The sequence below is a fragment of the Bradyrhizobium sp. genome (assembly GCF_016462955.1).
In the GTDB taxonomy this organism is placed as follows: domain Bacteria; phylum Pseudomonadota; class Alphaproteobacteria; order Rhizobiales; family Xanthobacteraceae; genus Bradyrhizobium.
This window is the reverse complement of the sequence record NZ_JAEMSD010000398.1, coordinates 1-6,381: the sequence shown is the minus strand read 5'-3', so window position 1 is coordinate 6,381 and position 6,381 is coordinate 1. Positions and strand designations below refer to the sequence as shown.

General features: G+C 66.2%; 7 protein-coding genes and 1 pseudogene. 4 read left to right on the top strand and 4 right to left on the bottom strand.

Features of this window, described 5'->3' with window-relative positions:
* Positions 1-86: 86 nt before the first annotated feature.
* On the bottom strand, positions 87-1,628 hold the full coding sequence (locus JHD07_RS29550) for a benzoate-CoA ligase family protein (RefSeq protein WP_291628571.1): 1,542 nt from the start codon (positions 1,626-1,628) through the stop codon (positions 87-89).
* A 136-nt stretch (positions 1,629-1,764) separates the two neighbouring features.
* Here JHD07_RS29550 and JHD07_RS29545 point away from each other — a divergent pair, with 136 nt between their 5' ends.
* The 4 genes from JHD07_RS29545 (at position 1,765) to JHD07_RS29530 (ending at position 4,657) form a co-directional block, all read left to right on the top strand.
* Complete coding sequence (locus JHD07_RS29545) at positions 1,765-2,673, top strand: helix-turn-helix transcriptional regulator (protein WP_291628569.1); 909 nt, start codon at positions 1,765-1,767, stop codon at positions 2,671-2,673.
* Between the two features lie 124 nt (positions 2,674-2,797).
* Positions 2,798-3,193: a group II truncated hemoglobin gene (locus JHD07_RS29540; protein WP_291628567.1), complete on the top strand. Its 396-nt coding sequence runs from the start codon at positions 2,798-2,800 to the stop codon at positions 3,191-3,193.
* A gap of 119 nt (positions 3,194-3,312) precedes the next feature.
* Positions 3,313-4,146 (top strand): helix-turn-helix domain-containing protein, encoded by an 834-nt coding sequence (locus tag JHD07_RS29535; RefSeq protein ID WP_291628566.1) that lies wholly within the window; start codon positions 3,313-3,315, stop codon positions 4,144-4,146.
* A gap of 76 nt (positions 4,147-4,222) precedes the next feature.
* The gene (locus JHD07_RS29530) at positions 4,223-4,657 is read left to right on the top strand and encodes a VOC family protein (protein WP_291628565.1); all 435 of its coding nucleotides are present in this window, start codon (positions 4,223-4,225) and stop codon (positions 4,655-4,657) included.
* A 30-nt stretch (positions 4,658-4,687) separates the two neighbouring features.
* Here JHD07_RS29530 and JHD07_RS29525 read toward each other — a convergent pair whose 3' ends face one another.
* From JHD07_RS29525 to JHD07_RS29515, 3 genes and pseudogenes are all read right to left on the bottom strand, one after another.
* On the bottom strand, positions 4,688-5,401 hold the full coding sequence (locus JHD07_RS29525) for an ABC transporter ATP-binding protein (RefSeq protein ID WP_291628563.1): 714 nt from the start codon (positions 5,399-5,401) through the stop codon (positions 4,688-4,690).
* On the bottom strand, positions 5,394-6,161 hold the full coding sequence (locus JHD07_RS29520) for an ABC transporter ATP-binding protein (RefSeq protein WP_291628561.1): 768 nt from the start codon (positions 6,159-6,161) through the stop codon (positions 5,394-5,396). The genes JHD07_RS29525 and JHD07_RS29520 overlap by 8 nt, the downstream gene beginning before the upstream one ends.
* Positions 6,154-6,381, bottom strand: a pseudogene (locus tag JHD07_RS29515) (branched-chain amino acid ABC transporter permease); the annotation flags it as partial. The gene JHD07_RS29520 and the pseudogene JHD07_RS29515, both read right to left, overlap by 8 nt.

Sequence of the window (6,381 nt, the reverse complement as noted above, 5' to 3'; positions counted from 1 at the left end):
CCCCACCCCGTCACGCATCTCGCTACGCTCGATCGCGTGCCGACCCTCCCCCTCCAGGGGAGGGTAAGCAAACGCAGTCCACACACTCAATGCGCCCCCTCCCGCAGCTTGAACCGCTGGATCTTGCCCGTCGCGGTCTTCGGCAGCGACTCCACCACGTCGATCCAGCGCGGATATTTCCAGGGGCCGATCTTCCGCTTGACGTGCTCCTTGAGCATTTCCTGCAAATCCGTCGTCGTCGCGCCCGGGCGCAGCACCACGAAGGCTTTCGGCTTCAGGAGGCCTTCCGGATCGGCTTCCGGTATCACGGCGGCTTCCAGCACGGCAGGATGGGTGATCAGCGCGCTCTCCACCTCGAACGGCGAGACCCAGATGCCGGACACCTTGAACATGTCGTCGGCGCGGCCGCAGAAGGTGTAGCGGCCGTCGCTGTCCCGGACATATTTGTCGCCGGTGCGGGTCCACGGGCCCTCGAAGGTGCGGCGGCTCTTGTGGCGCTGGTTCCAGTAGCCCTCGCCGGCCGAGGGCGCATCGACCAGGAGTTCGCCGACCTCGCCGTCGGCGACGTCCTGGCCCGCTTCGTTGACGAGCCGCACCGCATAGCCCGGCACCGGCTTGCCGGACGAGCCGTATTTGATGTCGCCGGGCGCGTTCGACAGGAAGATGTGCAACAGCTCGGTCGAGCCGACGCCGTCGAGGATGTCGACGCCGAAGCGCGCCTTCCAGCTGTTGCCGACGGATTCCGGCAGCGCCTCGCCGGCCGAGGTGCAGATGCGCAAGGCGTTGCCGCCACGCTCGCCCTTCATCGCTTCGTCGTTCAGCATCGCCGCAAACAAGGTCGGCACGCCGTAGAAGATCGAGGGGTTGTAGCGGTTCATCAGGTCGAACATGCGCGCCGGCGTCGGCCGCTCGCTGTTCAGGATCACGCTGGCGCCGACCGACATCGGGAAGGTCAGCGCATTGCCGAGCCCGTAGGCGAAGAACAGCGTTGCCGCGGACAGGCACACGTCGCTCTCGCGAATGCCGAGCACCTGCCTGGCGTAGGTGTCGGCGGTTGCCTGCAGATTGGAATGGATATGGCGCACGCCCTTCGGCATGCCGGTCGAGCCGGACGAATAGAGCCAGAACGCCGGCTCGTCCGGATGCGTCGTGGCGGTGGTGAACCGGTCGCTCTCGCCGGCAATTTCCTCAGCGAGCTGCTTGTGGCCGTTCTGCTTGGCACCGGAGACCACGACATGCTCGAGATCCGGCATGCGGCCGACGACGTCCTTGATAACAGGATAGAGCGCTTCGGACACGAACAGCACACGCGCGCGGCAGTCGGCGAGGATGTAGGCGTACTGGTCCGCCGTCAGCAGCGTGTTGAGCGGCACCGGTACGATGCCGGCGCGGATCGCGCCCAGGAACACGATCGGGAAATCGATGGTATCCAGCATGATCATGGCGACGCGCTCCTCGCGGCGGACGCCGAGCCGGCGCAGCATGTTGGCCGCGCGCCGGGTCTGTTGCTGGAGCTCGCCATAGCTGAGCCGCGAGACGGTGTCGTCGAAGGCGAGCTTGTTGCCGCGGCCCTCCTCGACGTTACGGTCGAGCAGCCAGGTCACCGCATTGTAGGATCCCTCGCTCACGGACATCTCCCCCGAATTTAGAATTATAATTCATAGAAAGACACCGCGGCGGCTTGCTGTCAATGCCAGCAGGCACTATGTTTCATTAAAACGCGCCGCAGGACTTCCTTCAAGAGGACATCCGTAAAGAAGGCTCATGACCGAAAGTCCCGACGCCGAATCCCGCTTCCTCGAACAGCTCGGCCAGCGTGTGCGCACCATGCGCGCGCTGCGCGGCATGTCGCGCAAGGTGCTCGCCAAGGTCTCGGGAATTTCGGAGCGCTACATCGCGCAGCTCGAAAGCGGCAAGGGCAACGTCTCGATCGTGCTGCTGCGCCGCGTCTCCGACGCGATGGGCGCGCATCTCGAAGACCTGCTGCCCTCGCCCGATCCGACGCCGGACTGGCAGATGTTTCGCGATCTGCTGCGCAAGGCAACGCCCGCGCAGATTGCCCAGGTCAAGGATCTGCTCTCCGGCGGCAGCGCAACCGCGCCGCGGCGCGCACCGTTCTGCGGCATCGCGCTAATCGGCCTGCGCGGCGCCGGCAAATCCACCCTCGGCAAGATTTTGGCGAAGAAGATCGGCTGGAGCTTCGTCGAGCTCAACAAGGAGGTCGAGCAGCAGAACGGGCTCTCGGTCGCCGAGATCATCGCGCTGTACGGCCAGGAAGGTTTTCGCCGCATGGAGCAGGCCGCGCTGCAACAGCTGCTCGCGCGCAACGAGCTGATGGTGCTGGCCACCGGCGGCGGCATCGTGTCCGAGCCCCTGACCTTCGACCAGGTGCTGACCTCGTTCTACACGATCTGGCTGAAGGCCGAGCCCGAGGAGCACATGGCGCGCGTGCGCCGCCAGGGCGATCTGCGCCCCATGGCCGACGACCGCTCCGCCATGGCGGAGCTGCGCAACATCCTGCTAAGCCGCGAGCCGCTCTATTCGCGCGCGACCGCGGTGGTGGATACCGCAGGCCTCTCCGTCGATGCCGCCGCCGCGCGGCTGGTCGATGCGGTGCGTCCCGTGCTGCAGAACGAAGCTCGCAGCTTCGGGCTGCGCAGCGTGGCGCTGTAGGCAGGCTGGACCTCGCCAGAACCACACACTCCGCTTAGCTGCGCTTGTCCGGGACGACAGCGAGGCTTTTGCATGGCCTGCGGCAACGCTATATCAGCGCTCAGCAGCAAGCTTTGGGTAGACGATGACCTCCACCGACGCCACCACGTCCATGTTCGAGCGGATCGGCGGCCGCGCCACGATCGACGCCCTCGTCGATCGCTTCTACGACCGCATGGACAGGCTGCCGGAGGCGAAGGTCATCCGCGCCATGCATGCGGACGACCTCGGCCTGATCAGGGACGTGCTCAAGCGCTATCTCACGGAATGGACCGGCGGCCCGCGGCTCTATACACCCGAGAAGGGCCATCCGCGGCTGCGGCAGCGCCATTTCGGCTTTGCCATCGGCGATGCCGAACGCGACGCCTGGATGCTGTGCATGCGCGGCGCGATGGAGGAGACGATCACGGACGGCGCCGCGCGCGCCGAACTCGACAAGGCCATATCCGGCTTGGCCGACTGGATGCGCAATCGGCAGTGAGCTGCTCACCGGGACGTAGCCCGGATGAGCGAAGCGACATCCGGGGTCTTGGCTTCCCGGGTATCGCTTCGCTCACCCGGGCTACGATACTATGCTGTGTGTGACAACGGAGGCCCTGCATGGACGCGAGCGTTGCGCCGGAGGTGATCAGCCGGCCTGTCCCGGCGCACATGGCCCATGTCGTTTCCTCGATTTCCTTTTACCGGGAGCGCGGGCTCGCGCTGACCGGCTTCCGGCACGCTGCGCCGCTGGCGGTGCCGTTGCTCGTCAGTCTCGGAACCCCGTTCCGCATCGCTCTCGGACGGGAGCCCGGCGATGCCGACACGCAGCCGAGCTTCGCTGCCGGCCTGTTTCCAGGACCCGTGCGGATCGAATCCGACGGCCGCGCCATGTGCGTCCAGATCGACTTCACTCTGCTCGGCGCCTATCGCTTCTATGGCGGCGCGGTGCCCGACCTGACGGCGCGCATGGTCGATATCGGCGATTTGCTGGGCCGCGAGGGCCGCGACCTCGGCGAAATGGTGGCGGAGGCGGATGGATGGCAGCGACGCCTCGAGATCATCGAGACCTTCGTGCTCGCGCGGGCGGTCCACGAGCCCTCCCCCGCGATCGCTGCGGCGCTCGGCCGGCTCGGGCGCAGCGCCGGGGCGGCGCGCATATCGGACATCGCGACGGACATCGGCTGGAGCCGCAAGCATCTCGCGCGCCGGTTTCACAACGAGATCGGCGTTTCACCGAAGACGTTGGCGCGGATGCTGCGCTTTCACCGCGCCTGCCAACTGGCGCGCATCGGCGATGCGCGAGGCTGGGCCGGCATTGCGATCGAGGCAGGCTATGCCGACCAGGCGCATCTCGCCCGCGACTTCAAGGAGTTCAGCGGCGAAAGCCCGAGCGTGTGGGCCGCACGGCTGGAGCAGCTGGATCCGCGCCTGATCCGCGAAGCCGGCGGATAGGTCTGAGGTCCCATTTGTTCAAGCCGCAGGCGAGCGCACCACTTAGACTTCGTGCGCAACCCAAGCGGAGAATGCCATGTCCAGCTCAGTCCCGATCGAAGCGCCGCGCCTCTATCACACCATGCGCTGCAAGGACGCCGAGGCGATGATCGCCTGGCTGAAGGACGTCCTCGGATTCACCGAACGCGTGATCTACAGGCGCGAAAACATCGTCACGCATGCCGAATTGTCGTTCGGGTCATCCATCCTGATGCTTGGAGCAGACCGCCCGGATGGCTATGGCAAGAGCGTCGGCGATCTCGACGGGCGCCGAACCGACGCGGTGTATCTGGCCGTCGATGATCCCTACGCGCTCTACGCCAAGGTGAAGGCATCCGGAGCCCGCATCGAAATGGAACTGCAGAACACGGATTACGGCAGCCGTGACTTTTCGGATCGGGATCCCGAAGGAGGCCTCTGGAGTTTCGGCACCTATTGGCCGAAAGTCGGCGAAGATCCGCTGCAGGGCTGACATCGCCCACCGGGATGCGCGAGCGGTATCTCAAATCCCCAGATATTTGTGCTGCAGATCCGGCTCGGCCATCAGCTCGTCGGAGGTGCCGCTCCACACCGTCTTGCCGCGCTCGATGATGTAGTGGCGGTCGCAGATGCGGGCGAGGTGGTCGACGTTCTTGTCGACGACCAGGATCGACTGTCCGCGGCTCTTGAGCAGCGACAGGCAATTCCAGATCTCCTCGCGGATCAGCGGAGCGAGGCCCTCGGTCGCCTCGTCCAGGATCAGCAGCTTCGGGTTGGTCATCAGCGCGCGGCCGATCGCGAGCATCTGCTGCTCGCCGCCGGAAAGCTGGTTGCCCATGTTGGACGCGCGTTCGGCGAGGCGCGGAAACATCACGTAGATCGAGCCCAGCGTCCAGGGATTGGGACTGTCGAAGCGGTCCGCGGCGGCGGCCACCAGGTTCTCGCGCACGGTGAGGTTCGGGAAGATCTGCCGGCCCTCGGGAACGAGGCCGACGCCGAGCTTGGCAATTCGGTAGGACGGAAGCTGCCTTACCTCGGCGCCCGCGAAACGGATGCTGCCCGCCCGCGCCGGCGTCAGGCCCATGATGGAGCGGATGGTCGTGGTCTTGCCCATGCCGTTGCGGCCCATCAGCGAGACCATCTCGCCCGGCTTGATCGACAGCGACAGGCCGAACAGCACCTGGGACAGGCCGTAGCAGGTCTCGATGCCGTCGACGTCGAGCAGCGTGTCAGCCATGGTGCGTCACCACGTGCTGGTCGCCGAGATAAGCCCGCTTGACGTCCTCGTTCGCCCGGATCGCGGCGGGGTCGCCGGAGGCGATGACGCGGCCATAGACCAGCACCGAGATGCGGTCGGCGAGCGCGAACACCGCCGGCATGTCGTGCTCGACCAGCACGATCGAGACCTCTTTGCGCAGCTCCTGGAGCAGCTTCACCATGCCCTGGGATTCGGTGACGCCGAGACCGGCCATCGGCTCGTCCAGCAGCAGCAATTTCGGCTTGCTCGCGAGCGCGACGGCAAGCTCGATCTGGCGTCGCTCGCCATGGCTGAGCTGCGACACGAGCACATCGGCGCGATGGGCAAGACCGACGCGATCGAGCGCGGCATGGGCGGCATCGCGCAGACCCTTCTCCTTGCGCGCATTGGCGAAGAAGCGGAAAGACGTACCGGCATGGGCCTGCGCCGCCAGCGCGACATTGTCGGCGGCGGTGAAATCGAGCAGCAGCGAGGTGATCTGAAACGAACGGGCGAGGCCCAGCGCGCAGCGGCGATAGGCCGGCAGATAGGTGATGTCGCGGCCCCCCAGCGAGACGCTGCCGGAATGCGGTTCGAGATGCCCGGTGAGCTGGCTGATCAGCGTGGTCTTGCCGGCGCCGTTCGGGCCGATGATGGCGTGCAGCTCGCCGCTGGCGACATCGAGCGAAACGTTGTCGGTCGCGACGATGCCGCCGAAGCGGCGCACCAGCTTTTCGACGCGGAGCAAGGGTTCAGCCACGGCCGGCCCTCCCCAGCGCGCCCATGATGCCGCCGCGGCCGAACAGCACGATCAGCAGCAGCAGCGGGCCCAAGATCAGCGCCCAATATTCGGTGATCTGCGACAGCAGCTCTTCCAGCAGCAGGAACACCACCGAGCCCATGACCGGTCCGAACAGCGTGCCCATGCCGCCGAGGATCACCATCACCATGAGGTCGCCGGAGCGCGTCCAGTACATCAC

What these genes read in the sequence shown, in the direction of transcription:
- JHD07_RS29545 (WP_291628569.1), top strand. Translation starts at nt 1,765, where the DNA reads ATGACCGAAAGTCCCGACGCCGAATCCCGCTTCCTCGAACAGCTCGGC.
- JHD07_RS29525 (WP_291628563.1), bottom strand. Translation starts at nt 5,401, where the DNA reads ATGGCTGACACGCTGCTCGACGTCGACGGCATCGAGACCTGCTACGGC.
- JHD07_RS29535 (WP_291628566.1), top strand. Translation starts at nt 3,313, where the DNA reads ATGGACGCGAGCGTTGCGCCGGAGGTGATCAGCCGGCCTGTCCCGGCG.
- JHD07_RS29530 (WP_291628565.1), top strand. Translation starts at nt 4,223, where the DNA reads ATGTCCAGCTCAGTCCCGATCGAAGCGCCGCGCCTCTATCACACCATG.
- JHD07_RS29540 (WP_291628567.1), top strand. Translation starts at nt 2,798, where the DNA reads ATGACCTCCACCGACGCCACCACGTCCATGTTCGAGCGGATCGGCGGC.